This window comes from Neobacillus drentensis (assembly GCF_021560175.1).
Classification (GTDB): Bacteria; Bacillota; Bacilli; order Bacillales; family Cytobacillaceae; genus Neobacillus; species Neobacillus drentensis_A.
On record NZ_CP091110.1, the window covers coordinates 5,816,347 to 5,834,958 of the forward strand.

General features: G+C 41.5%; 12 protein-coding genes. 3 read left to right on the top strand and 9 right to left on the bottom strand.

Annotated elements, in window-relative coordinates:
- Nucleotides 1–9 precede the first annotated feature (9 nt).
- From L1999_RS27450 to L1999_RS27465, 4 genes are all read right to left on the bottom strand, one after another.
- The gene (locus L1999_RS27450; RefSeq protein WP_215046869.1) at nucleotides 10–837 is read right to left on the bottom strand and encodes a carbohydrate ABC transporter permease; all 828 of its coding nucleotides are present in this window, start codon (nucleotides 835–837) and stop codon (nucleotides 10–12) included.
- On the bottom strand, nucleotides 834–1,796 hold the full coding sequence (locus L1999_RS27455; protein ID WP_235741425.1) for a carbohydrate ABC transporter permease: 963 nt from the start codon (nucleotides 1,794–1,796) through the stop codon (nucleotides 834–836). Before L1999_RS27455 ends, L1999_RS27450 begins: the two co-directional genes overlap by 4 nt.
- Nucleotides 1,714–4,209: a hypothetical protein gene (locus L1999_RS27460; RefSeq protein WP_235741426.1), complete on the bottom strand. Its 2,496-nt coding sequence runs from the start codon at nucleotides 4,207–4,209 to the stop codon at nucleotides 1,714–1,716. Before L1999_RS27460 ends, L1999_RS27455 begins: the two co-directional genes overlap by 83 nt.
- Before the next feature lie 61 nt (nucleotides 4,210–4,270).
- Nucleotides 4,271–5,536 carry an ABC transporter substrate-binding protein gene (locus L1999_RS27465; protein WP_235741427.1) on the bottom strand — a complete coding sequence of 422 codons (1,266 nt, stop codon included), beginning with the start codon at nucleotides 5,534–5,536 and terminating at the stop codon, nucleotides 4,271–4,273.
- A 332-nt stretch (nucleotides 5,537–5,868) separates the two neighbouring features.
- Between L1999_RS27465 and L1999_RS27470 the strand changes: the two genes are divergently transcribed.
- Nucleotides 5,869–8,244 (top strand): glycoside hydrolase family 95 protein, encoded by a 2,376-nt coding sequence (locus L1999_RS27470; protein WP_235741428.1) that lies wholly within the window; start codon nucleotides 5,869–5,871, stop codon nucleotides 8,242–8,244.
- A gap of 673 nt (nucleotides 8,245–8,917) precedes the next feature.
- On the opposite strand, the gene L1999_RS27475 is transcribed toward L1999_RS27470, so the two are convergent.
- The 5 genes from L1999_RS27475 to L1999_RS27495 all read right to left on the bottom strand — a co-directional run bounded on the left by L1999_RS27475 (nucleotide 8,918) and on the right by L1999_RS27495 (nucleotide 16,202).
- A complete protein-coding gene (locus L1999_RS27475) occupies nucleotides 8,918–9,778 on the bottom strand; it encodes an ROK family protein (RefSeq protein ID WP_235741429.1) in 861 nt (286 codons plus the stop codon).
- A 77-nt stretch (nucleotides 9,779–9,855) separates the two neighbouring features.
- Nucleotides 9,856–12,966 carry an alpha-mannosidase gene (locus L1999_RS27480; RefSeq protein ID WP_235741430.1) on the bottom strand — a complete coding sequence of 1,037 codons (3,111 nt, stop codon included), beginning with the start codon at nucleotides 12,964–12,966 and terminating at the stop codon, nucleotides 9,856–9,858.
- Between the two features lie 24 nt (nucleotides 12,967–12,990).
- Nucleotides 12,991–13,815, bottom strand: a complete 825-nt coding sequence (locus L1999_RS27485) for a carbohydrate ABC transporter permease (RefSeq protein ID WP_235741431.1) — start codon at nucleotides 13,813–13,815, stop codon at nucleotides 12,991–12,993.
- Nucleotides 13,816–13,829: 14 nt separating this feature from the next.
- Nucleotides 13,830–14,750: a carbohydrate ABC transporter permease gene (locus L1999_RS27490; protein ID WP_235741432.1), complete on the bottom strand. Its 921-nt coding sequence runs from the start codon at nucleotides 14,748–14,750 to the stop codon at nucleotides 13,830–13,832.
- A gap of 78 nt (nucleotides 14,751–14,828) precedes the next feature.
- Nucleotides 14,829–16,202: an ABC transporter substrate-binding protein gene (locus tag L1999_RS27495; protein ID WP_235741433.1), complete on the bottom strand. Its 1,374-nt coding sequence runs from the start codon at nucleotides 16,200–16,202 to the stop codon at nucleotides 14,829–14,831.
- Between the two features lie 394 nt (nucleotides 16,203–16,596).
- On the opposite strand from L1999_RS27495, the gene L1999_RS27500 reads away from it, so the two are divergent.
- Together L1999_RS27500 and L1999_RS27505 are read left to right on the top strand one after the other, a co-directional pair.
- Nucleotides 16,597–17,730, top strand: coding sequence for a GntR family transcriptional regulator (locus L1999_RS27500; RefSeq protein WP_235741434.1), 1,134 nt, complete (start codon nucleotides 16,597–16,599; stop codon nucleotides 17,728–17,730).
- 209 nt (nucleotides 17,731–17,939) lie between these two features.
- A complete protein-coding gene (locus L1999_RS27505) occupies nucleotides 17,940–18,593 on the top strand; it encodes a TerC family protein (protein ID WP_235741435.1) in 654 nt (217 codons plus the stop codon).
- Nucleotides 18,594–18,612: the final 19 nt, after the last annotated feature.

Sequence of the window (18,612 nt, forward strand, 5' to 3'; positions counted from 1 at the left end):
TCACCTCATTTAATCTTTCAATCCGGAGCTGGCGCCTGTATCCATAATGTAACGTTGGAAGACGGCATATAAAATCGCCATCGGAAGAATCGAAATTACGGAAGCAGATAGCAGCAAGACCCAATCAATATTGTTGGCCCCGACGATACTTCTTAACGCAACCTGAATCGTATACTTGTTCGGATCGCTGATAACGATTAACGGCCAAATGTAGTCATTCCAGCGCCACTGGAAAGATAAAATCGCTAAGGTAATGACAATTGGTTTCGCGATCGGTAACATCAGTCTAAAAAAGATTCGGCCTTCGCTCGCTCCGTCAATTCGGGCTGCTTCTATTAAATCATCAGGTACTGTCATGAAATACTGTCTAAACATGAAAATCCCGGTTGCTGTATTAATAGAAGGAATAATTAATCCCCATAAACTATCATAAAGGTGTAGCTTTTGAATCACCATGAAGGTTGGATTCATGATAACTTCCGTCGGTAACATCGTCGTGGTTAGGATACAGAGGAAGAACACCGTCAGCCATTTGTATCGGTATTTTGCCAAGGCAAACCCACAGGAAGCACTGGCAAGGATGGTTAAGGCCGTTGTGGTCACGGTGACGATCAGCGTATTCCCTACATATTTCGTAAATTCCATGGTTTTCCAAGCATATTCATAGTTCTCAAATGAAAACTTTTTAGGAAAGATATGAAGCGGATAGGAAAACAATTCACTTCCCGGTTTAAAGGAACTTAATAAGAACCATAAAACAGGAATCAAGAACAAGAGTGCTAATAACCCCATAATGGTAGTAAGGAGAACGGTTGTGAGCCTATTTCGATACGTCATTGTTTACCCCTCTCTTCAACCTTTAGATTAATAACGGCAAAGATCAGCAGGATGATAAATAAGATCATCGATACGGCACTGGCATAGCCGATATTCTGATTGTTAAATCCTGTCTGATAAATGTATTGAACGATGAACGTATTATCATTTCCCGGTCCGCCGTTTGTCAGTGACTGCACTAAGGCAAATTCTTTCATAAAACCAATCGACGATAGCATGATGACCATAAACGAAGTGGGTCTTAGGGACGGCAAGGTAATATGGAAGAACTTTTGCCACCCATTCGCTCCATCAATTTCTGCTGCCTCATAATAGGATTTAGAGATGTTAAGCAACGCGGAAATGAAGATCAGCATATTGAAAGCCGTTCCTCCCCATGCTGATGCAATCAAAACGGTTAACAGCGCTAAGTTTCCATCTGTAGACCAATGCACAGGATCAAATCCCATGAGTTGAATGATATAGTTGATAAACCCGAAATCTTCTCCAAACATCCAGCGAAAAATAACCCCTACTACAATCGGTGAAATCAGCCAAGGAAGGAAGAAAATGACCTTCGCCACTGACTTCCCTTTGGTATACTTGCTGACCAATAGCAAGGAGATACATAAGGAACTGACGTACAATGTTGGGACACCGATAATCGTATACGTAAACGTCCGCCCAAGTGCTTTGTAAAAACTAGAATCTTGGAAGAGGTTGATATAATTTTGCAAGCCAATAAAGTGAGCCTCTACCCCGGCATAATCTGTAAAAGAATAATAGATACCCAGGATGGCCGGCCAGGCAAAGAACAGAGTAAATAGAACCATGTTCACGATGACAAAGGCCAGGGCCCATTTTTGATTTCGATCCTTTCTCCTTGATGCTGCTTTCTTAACATTTACTTGTTTGACACTCGAGTAATTCACTGTCAAATCGGTATCCGGCGTTATACTCGACTTTTTGATGATTGACATACAATTCCTCCTCCTTTATGGTCAAAGTGCCAACCTGCTGATTCTGGTATGACCACTCCTCGTCCGCGATGTGAATTTCCGATTCCAATTGTTCCTGCATAAAGTTACTAAAGGTCTTATGCTCGTATTCCGAAGAACAGATACACACGATTTTATGCGACATCCCGCAGGCCCGGGCTTCCCGATAAGCTACGGCACCTTCTTTTATTCGTTCAAAGCCCTGGCTGAAGTAGATTCCTAGATAGGTTTGATCCTTCCTGACAAACAGCCAATTCCCTTTTTCGATAATCTCATCCAGCTTCCAGAAAGGCAGATACGCGTGAATGAATGGTAGGAAAGGTTCTTGTAACCGGTATTCCATCAGCATGTACTGCTTATATTGACGTATATTTGGGCTGATTCCATTCCCTGCCCAGAAGCTAGGCCGGTTTTCCCCGCTATACACCGATTCACCAGGATGATTAATCCAGACTTGGGTATTATCCTGACCTAAGGCAATATTCATCGCATGCTGCTGATGGCCTCTTTTAAACGCATTGAAGTTAATCGCTGAACTCATACAATAGTTCTTCGTTTTGTAATTATAGGTATAAACCTTCTTAATTCCCTGGATATACTGGGAAACAAGCGCCTTTGATTCGTCTTCGATAAAATTCTGCTCTAACTGAGGCGGAGTGTAGTCTGATATACAGAATAAGGTGGTTGATCTTAGCGCATGATTTAGATTTCCCTTCTTCCAGGCGATAAAAGCTAGATTAGCGACCTCGCCCAGCTCCATTGCCTTTAAATCATGTTCATATACTCGCCCGTAGGTTGTGGACATCGTTTTTCCCTGAAGATTAATCGCAATAATTTCAAAGGTGATATCCAACGCTTTTTTAGCCAAATCTCGAATCGAAGCGTCCGGTGCCGATTCATAGAGACTGAAGAACCCGATTAAATCAATTGGCAGGTAGGTGGTTGAGTTCCATTCGGAGAAACCATAGTCGAAAAAGACGTCAAACCACTCTTCCAGGCGCTTTTTACCGATTTCATACTGTTCCATTCCGGTTCTGTTACTGACGGTAAACACTCTTTCTGGATACATATGGCCGGCAAGGTACTGTGAAATATGGAAAAGCAGGGCATGATTTTCACTGAAATACCACATGACATCGTTGCCAGGCTCATCAATCCAATACCTGAAATTCACAGCGAGCTCCTCGATTTCACGATGAAAATCGGCTGGGATGATGTCTTGATACTTAATCGTAAACCCAAGCAATGGAGCGAGCCTGAAATCGGCACAATCACCCTTTTTCTCAATCTCGTTAAAGCAGCTTTTAATATGTTGAATGGCACGGGAATCGACCACTCCATTGAGGTGTGCCAAGGCAATCCCAGTATTTAAGTCTAGGAAATCTCTTTCCACAAAGAACTCTAAAATCTCCTTCTTTCTTTCAGACAACTCATCTGAAAAAAATCTGGAGGAATAATCATTGGCAAGAATTGCGGTCACCAATCTTCTGCTAATCTCCACTTCCCCATCGACAACAAAGCCAATATCGAAATAAGCAAGTCCGTTGGCGGAAAGTTCACTGATTGGCATCAGTGTAATCTTGTTTTCATCCAGGTTATTCACCTGAAAGAAATAATCATAGGGTGATTCGGTCCCTTCATCTGATTCTTTTACTAAGACCGGATTTAATAAATGATTGCGATTGACATTTACAAACAGCTGGGGAAACAGATCGATATGCTCGGAATCAAGATAGATTTCCAGGCTGCCAGAGTCATAGAGATCTTTTGAAAAATAAAAAGAAGTCAACAATTCTTCTGCTTTCTTCATTTTTTCCGGAGACGCATTGACTGGAATATAGGCATCTAATGGCTGTTGACCCGTATAACGCAGCTCCATGAAATAATTGACATCTCTCTCTGCCAGATCATCCATATAAATAACGATCTCATTCGTTCCCTTTTGCAGGTTCAAGTGAATTGGTGTATAGGAGGCTAGATTTCTTGTATAAGGAGTGTAGCTAATCTGTTTACGATTGTTGACCCAAATCTCGACACTTCCGCAGGTACTGAGCGTAAAGGGAAGAGTTTCTTCCTTTTCTGTAACGATATAGGATTTACCGTAAACACTTAACACGTGTGGAGTGGGAATAAAGGAAGAAAACTCAAAGCGTGTGTTTTCAAAAGGGAAATAAATATGATGAAAAGGTGAATCAGTCAGTTTAATATCATTCTTTAAGCGCTCTTCTAAAAATTGTTTTCTGCCAGGATATTCAATTTGCACATATTCCTCCGTCAAATTAACAGGCTGCTCAAACGTATCTTTTTCAGATTCATAGGGTTCGATGCTTAAATCGGTATAAATCCAACGATTCAAAGGTTGGTTAGGTTGAACTTGATATGTATAGCGTTCCATACGAATACCTCACTTAATAGGGAGGGAATACTGAAACACCAATATTCCCTCTCAAGATTTATTATTTTGCGTATTGTTCCGTAAATGTTTTTTCTACATTGGCAATCGCTTGATCAATAGACTCTTCTTTATTTAGAACTTTAATGACTTCTTGTTTTAGAGCATCTACCGCTTGCTTATCAGAAGTTAGCTGTAATTTATCATTAACCGATCTTGCTACTGCAGCAACTGGATCAGAAGAGCTGATTTCATTGCGGTACACATCATACGCACTTGTAGCAGTTGGGCTTGCATTGTAATCGACATTTGCTCCCTCTACTACTGGAAGATAGCCGCCTAAACCTGCCATTTTTGCATAATTTTCTTTTGTATATAACCAATCAATAAATTTCTTGGTTTCCTTTTCTACGCCAGATCCTTTGAATTGAATCACATAGTTACCACCTAGGTTAGTAGAACGAACCTTTTCGTATGGCATATAAACAGATTGCCATTTAAAGTCTTTAATATTTTTGTCAAAATCTTTTAACTGCCAGTTACCAGAGTAATAGGCTGCAACCTGGCCGCTTTTGAACATAGCGGATGCATCCTGGCCGGATAACCAAACAGAGGTTGGCATGATTTTGTTGTCATTTAATTTAACGAAGGCTTCCAAACCTTTTTTGGTTTCAGCATTTGTGGTATACTTTCCGTTCTCATTCACAAATCCTTTACTTCCAAATTGGTATAAGAATGAACTTAAACGGTGTGAAGATGGATCCATAACTAAGCCGTATTTCGCATCTGTTTTATCAAGGACGATCTTTAAATCACTGATAAATTCATCCCAAGTCCAAATATCTTTGTCACTTGTCGGAACTTTTACACCGGCTTTATCAAATAAATCTTTATTAATATATAAGCCGACTGCAGTTAAATCGATTGGGAGGGCTACAGCCTTATCATCGATGGTGATAGCCAAATTCTTGTCTACCCCTTTGCTATCCAACGTGGAGGACAAGTCAGCCAATTTATTTTTCCAAATTGGACTAAATCCTGTTACCCTTGCTAATGCTGGCGGATTACCGGATTTCACCATGTTTGTAATCCTTGTTACAAAGTCACTGTACGGTACATCCACCACTTGAACATTGACCCCAGTTTCTTTTTTATATTCTTTGGCCATTTCTGTTAAAGCGCCGCCTTCAACCGTATCGCCTGATACAAAAAACTGGATTTTCTTAGAACTCGATGATGCCTGTCCTGAACTTGAATTAGAACAAGCTGAAACTACTAGAAGCAAGCAGGATACCAATAAAGCCAAACCTAATTTGATCTTCCCTTTCATTCCATCCACCTCTTTAAGTTTATGTAGAGTAAGCGCTTTATTCATAAGTAAATAGAAAATTGCTGAAATTCCCTTCAATCCCATTTTATTACGGGAAAGCGCTTACCTTGTGTCCATTATATTCCAAGCCCACCTCAGTTTCAATAACATTTTTAAAATTCTAATAATTTTTTTAAGTTGCTAATATTACTATTTATAGTCATCTTCCAAACATGTAAACTATTGGTGTGCATGGGGACGGTTCTCGTGCTTCCCCAGCACCTTTGCAATCTTTCTAGTGATAATAAGTTAAGCGTTTACCCTTATAAGATCATTAAAGGAGAGAATTAACGATGAAGTTACGATATGATCGGCCGGCTAGATCTTGGAATGAGGCGCTTCCGATTGGGAATGGACGTCTGGGTGCCATGGTTTTTGGCGGAGTAGAGAAGGAACATTTGCAATTAAATGAGGATACGTTATGGTCAGGAACCCCGAAGGATACAAATAATCCAAAGGCAAAGGAAATGCTTGCTGAGGTTCGTAAATTGATAGTTGATGAGAAATATGTAGAAGCTGATCGAGTATGCCGGGGGATGATGGGGCCATACACACAATCCTATTTGCCGCTTGGCGATTTGCACCTTCAATTCTATCATGGAGATACTTTTCATTCATATGAACGAAGCCTGAATTTACAATCAGGGACGGTTCATGTGGATTATAAGGTTGGGAATGTCCACTATACACGTGAAATGTTTGCCTCCTTTCCGGATCAAGCGATGGCCATTCGACTTACGGCCAGTAAACCAGGCTTCTTACATTTTTCCGTCAACCTGGGGAGTTCATTAAAGTTTACGACGGCTCCCGATCAAGACCAGTTTGTTCTTAGTGGAATTTGTCCCGAGCATGTTGATCCGTCTTATTATCATTCGGACGATCCGATCCAATATGGGGATCCAGATAAGACGGAGGCCATAAAATTCGAAGGACGTATAGGGGTAAACGCGGAAGATGGCTGTATGCATGTTGATCAGGATGGCCTTCACGTTACGGAAGCTACAACCGTTACCCTGCACTTTAGTGCAGCGACAAGCTTTAACGGCTATGATAAATCGCCAGGATTGGATGGGAAGGATCCTTCTTTAGCTGCAAAAGCATTTCTAGAGAGGGCCATGGCGAAATCTTTTGAAGAACTAAAACATTCCCATATGGAAGACTATCAGTCATTTTTTAATCGTGTGGAGCTGGACTTGGGACCTAGCATTGCGCCGGAAAACCTGCCCACCGATCAATGGATCTTAGATTATGGGGCAAAGGATCCAAAGCTGGTGGAATTACTGTTTCAGTATGGGCGATATTTAATGATTGCCAGCTCCAGGCCCGGTTCACAGCCGGCTAACCTTCAAGGAATTTGGAATCGTGAGGTCAGGCCGCCATGGAGCAGCAACTATACCTTAAACATTAACGCTCAAATGAATTATTGGCCGGTTGAAACCTGTAATCTTTCAGAATGCCATGAACCCCTTTTAAACTTTATTGAGGAACTAGCTCAAAACGGCAAGAAAACGGCTTCCATTAATTATGGTTGCAGCGGATGGACGGCGCATCATAATGCTGATATTTGGCGCCAATCTGGCCCGGTTGGCGATTACGGACATGGTGACCCCGTTTGGGCTTTCTGGCCCTTAGGCGGAGTATGGTTATCTCAGCATCTGTGGGAACATTTTACCTTCGCGAAAAATCAAGCTTATCTTCGCGAAACGGCCTATCCCATTATGAAAGAAGCAGCGCTTTTCTGTTTGGATTGGCTAATCGATGACGGGAAAGGAAATTTGGTGACTGCCCCATCTACCTCGCCCGAGCATAAGTTTATGACGACAGATGGGCAACTGGCTGCAGTTAGCATGGCAACGACGATGGACATGAGTTTGATTTGGGAGTTGTTTACGAATTGCATCGATGCTGCAGAGGTATTGGAAATAGATGATCCTTTCCGCCATCAATTAACCGCTGCACGTGAACAATTATACCCGATGCAAATTGGCCGTTATGGACAGCTTCAAGAATGGATACATGATTTTGAGGACGAGGATCCTCACCATCGGCATGTATCCCATCTTTTTGGCGTTTTTCCTGGGCGCCAGCTTACCGATTCTGAAGGAAGGGAACTCTTCGATGCTGCCCGAAGATCGCTGGAAAGAAGAGGCGATCATGGGACAGGATGGAGTCTTGCCTGGAAAATTTGTTTGTGGGCACGGTTTAAAGACGGGGACCGAGCTCATAGATTAATTTCTAATCTTCTTCAGCTCGTGAATGAGGAGAATTGCCAGAGTCAAAAGGGCGGCGTTTATGCCAATCTGTTTGATGCGCATCCTCCCTTTCAGATTGACGGGAATTTTGGGTTTACTGCAGGACTAGCCGAAATGCTGGTTCAGTCGCATTCTGGTGCCATCCACCTGCTGCCGGCCCTTCCTTCTGCCTGGTCCACTGGATTTGTAAAAGGGTTACGAGCACGGGGAGGCTTTGAACTAAACCTTAAGTGGGAAAAAAATGCATTTGAGAGCGCTGAAATCTACTCCCATTTAGGAGGACCTTGTCAATTAGAGATAGAACCATCCATAGAAGTGACGATAGATGAGCAGAAAATACCTGTAAAAAAGATGTCTACTAACAGGATTTCCTTTGATACACTAGCAGGACAGAGATATATGCTAAAAAGAACTTAGAATCACGGGGACGGTTCTCATGCTTCGAAAACATGAGAACCGCCCTAGTATTTGAGAAGCAAGAGAATGACCAATCGACAGCGTTTCGACTCTATTCCCTATATGTTTTACTAATCAAACGTTTATTTAAAAATTCCGAAAGGGTTCAGCCCTCTAATTTACTCTATAAAAGTAGGAAAAAAATTGTCGAGTAACGTTAAACTATTTTACCAATAAAACTTCAATTTCCCGGAAAATTCTATTGTTATCGACTCAACCTACAACCTTCTCGTCGATTCCCAATATTTCGCAACTAATCAAACATTTGTTTAAAAACAATCTTATCCACGTTATTTCTGAATTTGTTACCCCTATTAAATAAAAAGAATGTCGAGAGTAGGTATTTATTCCACCGGAACCCTGTAAAACATTTTCCTCCCTCCACTTCATTCGAATCGACGGATGTTTATCTTCAAAATATTGCTGACCCTCTTGTTCTCCCAGTCTATGCCTAACCTACTTCCAAAATCTCGAAGCCTTTTTGTATCTACTTCTGCGTTCCGTACTTTTTCCACCTTTATTTGTCCGGCCATTATGATCTTCTAATGAAGTTTGCAAGTAAATTTTAAATAATGCCGTTGAATACATTGATTGATTGGATAAAATGGCTAGTAAGGAAGCACAAGAACCGTCCCTATGCTTCCAAGCTATCCCAAGCCAGTAGAAGGGATCCTGTAATTCCTGCTTTATCTCCTAATTCAGGACTTACAATATAATCGGAAAGATCCGGCAGAGTGACATAATCGTTCATCAATTCTTTCAGATGTTTTTTTATGGCTGTAAATACTTGTTGCTGGTGCATGACGCCCCCGCCAAGGATGATTTTTTGGGGTGAAAGAATTAAAATGTACTGCATCAACGCTTGGGCAATATAATACCCCTCAAAATCCCAGACTTCCTCACGATGGACAAGGTTTATTCCCTTATCGCCCCATCTTTCTTCGATTGCAGGACCCGCTGCGAGGCCCTCTAAACAATCATGATGATAAGGGCATCTTCCTTCATATGGATCTTCTGAATGCCGCCGGACTAAAATATGTCCCATTTCCGGATGCGACAATCCTTGGAGCAGCCTTCCTTGAACCATTGCTCCTGCACCAATCCCCGTTCCAATCGTGATATACAAGCAGCTGTCCAACCCTTGGGCAGCTCCAAGTTTGGCTTCCCCTAACGCAGCAGCATTGACATCCGTATTAAACCCGACTGGTACCCCATATGCCTCTTGGATTGTTTGTACAAACGGGTAATCCTTCCAAGCTGTTTTAGGTGTTGACGTGATAAAACCGTAGGTAGGACTATGCTTGTTTATATCGATCGGACCAAATGACCCAATTCCAATCGCATCCAAATCATACTTACTAAAGAATTGAATAACCTCTTTTATCGTTTCTTCTGGAATAGTGGTTGGAATTTGAATCTGGTCTGTAATATTTCCCTCTTTGTCTCCTACTGCACAAACAAATTTGGTTCCTCCTGCTTCGATGGCGCCCAACATCCTACTTTCCCTCCTCTGATCATTTCAACGTGCAGTCATTCTAAAAAGGGGGGGAAATCTCCCCCCCTCATCCGCTGTTATGTTAACTTTACAATAAAAGTCTTAATTTCATAAGGTTTGATTTCAAACGTAAAGCCCTGATTTTCCCTAACCTCAGAAATACTTCTTTCCATTAAGTCGCATTCCTGCCAGGAGTCAATATGGAATTCGCTTGCTACCTCTACTGTCCCTCTTGCACCTGCAAATTCATGCAGGCGGATAATGAGATGATCGTCATTTTCCCCTTTTTTAACGGCATCCACGATAACATTCTCTGCCGCAACATTAAACAGTGAAACACTTTGTGTTTTGCCTTCTGCATAGGTCAACGGGGAATTAAGCTCCCAAGCCTGCCGTACCGTATTTCCTTCATACCAGCTTCCAGTATGAGGAAGGATGGAATACGTAAACAAATGTTCACCTTGGTCAGCCTCTACATCAGGATAGGTAGCCGACTTTAACAGGGTAAGGCGGATGACATTATCTTTGATATCATGTCCGTATTTGCAATCGTTGAGTAAGCTGACACCATAATCTCTTTCAGAGAGGTCTGCCCACTGATGACCAACCGATTCAAATCGTGCGTGATCCCAGCTCGTGTTCCAATGCGTTGGACGTTTTACATTACCATATTGAATATCATAAGTTGCCTCAGTTGCCCGAATTTCAACAGGAAAGGCTACCTTCAACAATTGGTTTTGCTCATGCCAATCAATCTTTGTTTCAAAATCAATTCGCGGACTTGCAGCATATAAAACCATTTTCTGATTGATCACTGAGTTTGCGTATCCCCATGTAAATTCAACAACACAACGAACCGGACCATTTTCAATAACACTTGCTTCTTGTAGAGTCGAAATCTCTTTCATCTTTTCTTGATAATAAAGATCGATATCCCAGGCATCAAACCGCATTGGTTTATCCTCAAAAACCTGGAACACATTCCCCCGCGCATTAGGGGCTAAAACATTTCTTTGATTTTTCTTGTCATAGATTCTTGTCAGCTGGCCATCTTCATTCCAGGAAATATCATAATAGTCGGATGAAATACTAGTTTCAGATACAATAAACGACGAACTAGTTGAATTTGTTCCCTTTTCGTAAAAGATAGAGCTTTTTCCGAGAGATGGTACCTCAGCTACTTTAACTAGCCATGCTCCATCAGAGGTTTGCTGAGCATCCAGCACCTCACCGGCCTCATTCTTCCACAATAATTCTCCGGTCGTGTTCGTGTTAATTTTAACGGTATCATTTCGTTGCCACGAAGAGGAATTATAAATGACGAACGATTGTTGTCCGGTCATTCCTCCTAATGACTGAGAAGCTTCCTTCCAAGCCTTCACTGCAAGATCATATGCTTGTGCATATTCCAGTTTACTATCTTCGTAAACCTCACGAATAGAAGAGCCTGGAATGATATCATGAAATTGATTCCGCAGGACAATTTTCCAGCTTTCCTCTAAATCTTTGACTGGATAGGCTGACCATGAACCCGAAAGGATACTGCTCAAGGTATTAAGCCATTCTGTTTCCCGAAGAAGCAGCTCCATTTTGCGGTTCATCCGTTTATTATACGCCTGAGAGGTATAGGTTCCACGGTGATACTCCAGATAAAGCTCTCCATCCCAGGTATGAACATATTGATCTGTATTTTCTACGGTCTCATGAAGGCGCCTAAAATACTCATCTGCTCTTCCTGTCTTAACAGCCGGCAGGCCAGGCATCTTATCCAATTTCCTTCTCATTTCCAGCATTTCACGATTAACGCCGCCTCCTCCATCTCCATACCCATAGGAAATGAGCAGCTCCTGGTTCACAGCTTTATCACGATACGCTTCCCAAACTCCTTTTACAGAACGGGGGGTAATCTGTCCGTTGTATGTATAGAACCAGCGGTCATCTTCAGGAGTCGTGACAAAGTGAGTTAAAATTTCCGTTCCATCGATCCCTCTCCATTTAAACGTATCATGCGGCATTCGATTATACTGACTCCAGCTAATTTTTGTTGTCATAAAAGTCCTAATACCAGATTTCACTAAGATTTGTGGAAGGGCCCAGCTGTACCCGAAAACATCCGGCAGCCATAAATATTCACATTCTTTTCCGAAGTTTTCTCGGAAAAATTTTGTACCCAGCAGTAATTGACGAACGAGTGATTCGCCTGACGTTAAATTGCAGTCCGCCTCCAGCCACATTCCGCCTTCAGTTTCCCAGCGTCCTTCCTGAACCCTTTTTTCAATCTGCTTATAAATCTCCGGATAATCTTTTTTAATATAATCATATAATTGCGGCTGCGTTTGTAAAAAAACGTAGTCCGGATATTTCTCCATTAAACGGAGAACTGTCGAAAACGAGCGGGCTGCCTTTTCTCTTGTATGCTTTAGTCTCCATAACCAGGCGACATCGATGTGGGTATGCCCAATTGCGGTGACCGTTACGGGATAGTTTTTCGGAATTTGCTCTATTTCCTCATTTAAACTAGCTTGCGCCTGGTAAAGGGAATCATAGAATCCTTCTGAACCAGGGGAAGACCAATCGACTAACAGGAAGGCCCGGTCTAATGCCTTTAATAAAGATTGTCTTTCCGGCTGATTTTCCTGCAGATACTCTACTGTTGCCAGGGCCGCTCTTGCGGTGTAATATAAATCATCCACCTTTTCATCCATGCAGGCAATAAAAGCCGTTTTCAACTGATGTTCCTGCAGGGTCGGCTTACCTCCGCCTTCGAGTCCTGACCAAAGCCGGAAACACATTTCAATGGTGGTACCTGAATAGCTTTCATCCAAAAATACCTCCTGATGGTTCATGTCGACTCCTTGGTATGGCTCTCCGTTTATGTAGAGGAGAGACTCAAACCCTGAGTTATTTCCACCGCCTGTTTTTCCAAAATCAAACACTCCAACAACTTTTTGCTGCCCCCAGTGTTCAGGGATTGGTATGAGCGTTTTTAGCCAAATGTATTGATCTCGTCCTTCCCAGCGTTCACCTACATTCTTCGTCTCCCACGGCCCATCCTCAGGAGGCTTCTGGGCAATCTTTCCTTCCTCATCTTCTTGGGCTTGAAAAGAAGCCACCGGCAGAATATTTCTATAACGATAGGAATCTAGTTCTTGTATCCTTCTCTCTAGCTTTTCAGTAGTCCAAAACATATCAAACACTCCTTTAAATAGTGATTAACCTTTGGAAGCTCCACCTAGGCTGAAGCCTTGGGACATAAATCGCTGCGAAAACATATATAAAATGACAGAAGGCATTGTGTAAATCATTGAGAAAGCGGCCAACTTTCCGTATTCAATCATTCCAAAATTACCAAAAAACTGAAAAATCGTGACAGAAGCAGGAAATTTATCCGGCGTCTGGATTAAAATGTACGGAACGAAAAAGTTTCCCCAACTTCCAGAGAAGGTAAAGATCGCAACGGTGCAAATCCCAGGAATCATCAATGGGGCAACCACTTTCCTTAAACCTGCCCAAACAGATGCGCCATCGATCCACGCAGATTCTTCTAATTCCAATGGCACAGAATCCATAAAATTTTTCATCATCCAAATCGCATAAGGCAGCCCGGACGCCGTTAAAAACAAAATCGTCCCGATAAGTGAATCCTGAATATGGAGATAAAGAAAGAGCTGATAGACAGGCACCATCACCGCAGTAATCGGCAAAGCTGTCATGAACAAAATCGTATACATAAAGGACTTTTTAAATTTCAACGCATATCGTGATAGTGGATAGGCTGCCATGATGGCCACAACGACAACCAGCACAGATTGACCAAACGATAAAAATAACCCGATCCCAAAGGAACGAAGATTGGCAGGATCCGTTACGATGGACGTGAAATTCTCGGCCGTAAAGGAACTGGGCATTTTCAAGGCTTGCTGCGCATTAGGATCGAAAGAGGCAAACAGCACCCATAAAAGCGGCAGGAGAAACAAAATACCAATTATCGTTAAAATGATATAAGGAACAACTTTTTCAGTTTTGTAACGGTTCACTTCTAACTCCCCCCTTAAACATTGACCTTCATGGACCGGATATAAAACAAGCTTGCACAAATTCCAATGAGGAGCAGAATTAAGGATATGGCCGTTCCATAGCCAAGTTGGTAATTTACAAACGCCTGGTTATACATAAAGATAGGAAGAGTCTGTGTGGATGTGCCAGGCCCGCCGCCTGTCATCGCAAATATTAACGTAAACACACCTAACGTTTGCAAGGTTACTAGAATCATATTGGTAACAACGGATCCCTTTACCATCGGCAAGACGATTCGGAACAATACTTGAAAACGGGAAGCTCCATCTACCACGGCAGCTTCTTCCACACTTTTCGGGACATCATCCAAGGCTGCCTGGAAAACCAGCATCGAAAAAGCCGTACCGTGCCAGATATTCGCCACCACCACACTCACCATTGGAAAGGTATACAGCCATGTGACAGGTTTTAGACCCATATGCTGCAGGAGCATATTTAACGTTCCATTATCACTTAAAAAAGCCACCCAGCAAAAAGCAACGACAATTTCCGGGGTTACCCAGCCGGCAATAACAATAATGCCGATAATCCGGCGAAATGTTTTGTTTTTCTCTTTCATTAGGACAGCCAGGATAAACCCTAAAACCTGCTGGCCAATAACGGCAGAAAAAAGCAAGAACACGATTGTTTTAACGACACTAATGCGGAAATTCGGATCTTGAAACATCGTGATAAAGTTTTGAAAGCCTATAAACTGAACACTTTTTGCTTCTGTACCTGTTAAAGATAGATTCGTAAACGCAAAGTAAAAAGTGAGTAAAATGGGGCCGACAAAAAAGACAAGCAATAGGATCCAAGCAGGCAGCAAAAAGAGAACCGATTTCAGCAGCGTATGATCCTTTTTCGTTTTCTGCTTGGTTGTGACTGTTTGTGATACAACCGTATTTGTATTCATTTCACACCCCGTCCTATTATGTTAGAATCTGGCTGCCCTTTTGGGGTTCAAAAAGGCAGCCCATCATTCACTTTTCGATTATTTTTCGATTACCTTATCAGAGCCGACAATTTTTGTTACATTCACCTCATATTGTTTTGCTGCCTGATTAGGAGTGATTTTTTCTGTTACAACGTCCTCGACGAGTGATTGAATTTGTGTGGATACTGTTGGGTATTTATCAACGGCTGGACGGAAATGAGTAAATTTCAAAAAGTCAGTTGCTTCTTTAAACATCGGGATATCTTGATACGCTTGCTCTTCGGCCACATCATTACGCGGAGTCAAATTACGTTCTTTCGATAGCAACGAAAGATTATTTTCTTTGCTTGACGCAAATTCAATAAATTCCCAAGCTACATCTTTATGATGTGAATTTTTTGGAATAGCAAGTGCCCATCCACCGGACATGGATGTCGTTCCAGGAGCTTGTCCATGTTGTGTTGGCATTGGGGCGAATCCTAACGTTTTAAAGGCTTCAGGCCAAGGTGCAGCACCCGTCTCCCCCCAGTTTCCTGTCTGCCAGAATCCATCGAGTCCAATGGCAAGCTTTCCTTTTGGCATTAACTGCTGGTAAGCCATGGAACCACCCTGTCCATTTAATACCTGGGAAAGATTTGGTCCAAGCTTCTCTTTATATACAGTATGGATAAAGTTAAAAGTGTCTGTCAGGCCTTGGCTTTTTACAATCCACTTTTTCGAATCGTTATCATATAGAGGGGTTTCTGTGCCATATAGCAGCATTTCAAAGGTTTGCATCGAGGTTGCTTCTCCAGTTGCTTTGCCTGAGTTCATCCATAATGGTGTCACACCAGGCAGCTTGTCTTTTATCGTTCTAGCCGCTTGCAGGATATCATCCCACGTTTTAGGCTCCCATGGAACCGGAAGACCGGCTTTTTGGAATAGATCCTTGTTATACCAAAGTCCCCGGGAATCGGTGTTGTAAGGCACTCCATAAATTTTCCCATCCTGAGCCATTACACCTTTTTTTACACTGTCATTATAGTTGCTCCAGTCGCTCCAGTCCTTGATCTTATTATCAAGTGGCTCTAAATAGCCTGCACTTGCATCTGAATTCACCATAAAGGTATCCTCTGTGACGATGTCAGGTGCCGTATTGGGAGATTTCAGCATTAGAGCAATTTTGGCAAAATAATCACCTTCTGAAACATTAAGCGGAGCAAGTTGAACATCTACCTTAGGGTGATCCTTTTCAAACTGAGGAATGATCTCTTTATTGAGCCAATCTGTTAGCCCTTTGTTTGTTCCTCCCCCAGATCGGTAGGTGATTTTGACTACTTGTTTATCACTGCTGTTTGAGGATGCACTTTGATTTGAACACGCTGAACTTAATAAAACACTGCCGGTGATAATGGAAACAGCCGTAATTTTCTTCAACATCTTTCTGTTCATAACTCTCTCCCCTTTTACCCTTATTTTCATAATAGAAAACGGTTACAAAAGTGATCAAAAAAATAGGATGATTATTCAGCTTAGTAGTTCATTCCTCCCTTAACTTCATTTACCAACTTAATATATCAAAAGCATAATTGATATATTAAGTATATGTCAATATATTAATTGATTTTTCTTTATATTCATAAAAATAAGTACAAAAGCACTATATAACAAAATTAACTCTCTCCTCTTCTTAATTTTCCAAGTATCTATTGCCTTATTTTTTCATAAAACTCTTTTATTTTCATATAGAGAAGAGAGACATTTGTAAAATATATGATAAGCCCAGATTGTAACAATTTGTACTATATGGTATATTTGATATATCAATTATCAGGAGTGAGAACAGATGGAAACTCCGTTATATGAAAAAATTTATTTAAACTTATTAAATCAGATTGAGAAGGGTCAATTAAAACCAAGGGATCAAGTTCCCACTGAGAAAGAATTGGCCGACCAATATCAGGTCAGTAGAATAACTTCTAAAAAAGCGCTTGAGAAATTAGTGCAAATCGGAGCGATCGAACGTATCCGCGGCAAAGGTTCCTATGTATCTCAAACACTTCCAGATTTCGGAACCATGCATCCAAGGACTAATTCAGAACAGAGAGACCTTGAGAATCAAGAAATGAATGAGTTAATAGGACTAATCATTCCTGAATTTTTTAAGGATTGCTTTGGCAGGCAAATAATGAGTATGATTGAGAAACGCTGCTCGGAATTGAAGTTTAACTTATTAGTGAAGCTGACATATGGAAGCCAGGAAGCGGAGGAAGAAGCCATTAACACAATGGTTCAGCAGCAGGTGAAAGGGATCATTATTTTTCCAGTTCACGGGCAGCATTATACAACAAGCTTGCTGCGATTGGTTCTGGAGGGTTTTCCTCTTGTCTTAATCGACAGATATTTAAAAGGAATCCCAGCTTGCGCCGTTTATACGGATAATCATACGGCAGCTCAAAATCTCACAGAATTTTTGTTCTCGCGGGGACATGAGCATATAGCTTTTGTTTCACCACCAGAGGAATACACATCTTCCATCGAAGAGAGAATTCAAGGATTTAAAACTGCTTATTTGCAAAAGGAAATTGCCGTTAGCCCAAACTATATCCTAACAGATATGTTTAGTACATTGCCGACGTTTGATCGATCAGCAGAGTTTGTCGAGGATCAAATTAAGCTGCGGAATTTCATTCAGGAAAATTCGCATGTCACTGCATTTATTGCCTGTGAGTATGAAATTGCCTGTGTACTTGCACAAGTACTAAAATCACTTGGGAAATCGATTCCGGATGACTACGCCATTGCCTGCTTCGACCATCCCGCCTGGTTATATAATGATATGATTTTCACTCACATCAAACAAGATGAGGAGGCAATCGGATCCCAAGCAGTCGAATTACTACTAAAACAAATCCAAGGGCAAACTGTTCCCATACAAAATATGGTAGATTACAAGTTGATCGAAGGAAATACCATATAGAAGCATAGGGACGGTTCTTGTGCTTCGTAGTCAGACCCGTTAGGAGAAAGGCGTGAAGTCTTAACAACTGGCCACAGGGACGGTTCTCTTGGTTACGACCGCAAGAACTATCCCTGTGTTCTTTCAAATCCGTTCTTTTTTATACCTCTAATTAATATAATGACTTAGTTAGCTTATATTCAGAGGTGAACATTTTGGAGATTTTTGGATTGTCTTTTGCGGCTCTTTTGGAGGTTATTTTAATCAATATTGTATTAAGCGGGGATAATGCAGTTGTAATCGCAATGGCATCACGTAATGTTCCAAAGAAGCAACAAAAGAAAGCCATCTTTTGGGGAACATTTGGAGCTATTATTTTGCGGTTACTATTTGCAACAGCGATTGTATACCTACTAGCCTTACCTTTCGTAACTTTTATAGGCGGTCTTCTTCTAGTGTATATTGCCATAAAACTTCTACTAGGTAATGATGAAGACGATCATAGAGAAGGCGGTTCAAGTTTAATTTCCGCTGTCAAAACCATTATTACTGCTGATGCCATCATGTCTCTTGATAATGTCCTAGCTATTGCTGGTGCGGTTGAAGGAAATATAGCCGGTATAATGATTGGAGTTATTGTTAGTATCCCTCTTGTTGTTTTTGGCAGCCAATTCATATTAAAAGCAATGGAAAAGTACCCAATCATCTCTTATGCTGGAGCTGGAATATTGGCTTGGACAGCAGGTGAAATGATGGTTAGAGAACCAAAATTAGAGTCTATTCTTCCAGACGATTTCCATTTATTGATTCCTACCGCTATTACCGTTCTCGTCATATGTTTGGGATATTTATCCAATAGGATAAAAACAGCTAAAGAATGTTAAGAAAAAGTGAATTGGAATA